This is a genomic window from Bartonella massiliensis, from assembly GCF_902150025.1.
GTDB lineage: Bacteria > Pseudomonadota > Alphaproteobacteria > Rhizobiales > Rhizobiaceae > Bartonella > Bartonella massiliensis.
Genome location: NZ_CABFVS010000068.1, coordinates 1 through 1,097 on the forward strand (window position 1 = coordinate 1; position 1,097 = coordinate 1,097).

At 33.6% G+C, this 1,097-nt stretch carries 1 protein-coding gene; it reads left to right on the forward strand.

What is annotated here, in order from left to right; genetic code table 11:
* Nucleotides 1-571 precede the first annotated feature (571 nt).
* Nucleotides 572-1,097: hypothetical protein (locus FNZ60_RS09450; RefSeq protein ID WP_142417291.1), on the forward strand; the 526-nt coding region annotated here is incomplete at its 3' end.

The window sequence follows — 1,097 nt, forward strand, 5'->3', positions numbered from 1 at the left end:
AAGACAGTTCCTATAAAAAATTATTAAGTTGCAAATGTGTTTTAAAAGAAATTAACAAAAAATTAAAAACCATTTAGTAAAAAACAAGATAGGTTATAAAGTTAAAAATACGCATGATGAGAGCGTTTCTAAATATTATAAATGTATAGATTCAAAAAATAACGCAATCGTTTAAGAAAGCCCATAATATAGCTTTAAAAGCATATAATACAAAAGAATTGTTTTATAAGCATATGATAAATATATACACACAATGCATTTAAAAAAATCATAAAAAATATCAAAAAAGATAAAATATTATTTGACAATAAATACGTATTTTGTTATATAAATATTCAAGTGCTAGAAACACTTAAACAGTAAGCGGATAGGTTACGAAACAGCCTCTCCCATGTCTTTAAAAATACTGACTATCTTTTATGCTGTGATTGGCATATAACGATTTTGTCGGGTGTGGTTACACCATACAATACTCTTATGAGAAAAGTGTAACGACGGACTTACTGCCGTGTTTCTACCACCCGGCGCTCTTATAGGGTGTCAATAGGAACCTAACAGTAAGGATTTAGTTATGAAAACTACATCACAAAACACTACAATTTCTTCTAACATTTCAAATGAAACCGCCTCTGTTAATAAACAAGAGCCTGAAAAAAAATACGAATTTATTGATGATTGTGAATATATAGATGGTCATTTCTTAAAGCGAATTAGAGCTTTAAGAGATTTTGATGATGTCAAAAAAGGCGACCTCGGGGGGTATATTGAAAGTGAAGATAATCTCTCACATGATGGCAATTGCTGGGTTTATGATAATGCTTGTGTCTATGGCAATGCCCGTGTTTATGGCAATGTTTATGGGTATGCCCATGTCAGTGGGGGTGCTTGCGTTTTTGCTGATGCTCATATTCATGATCATGCTCATGTTTCTTATGATGCTACGGTTTTTAATTATGCAAGGGTCTATGGTCGTGCCATTGTTGCTGGCTCGGCTCGTATTCATAGCTATGCCGAGGTTTATAATTATGCCCTTATTAATGGTCGTGCAAAAATACATGGCAAGGTCTATGGCGGTGCTTTGGTGGGTGGTTGTGCTG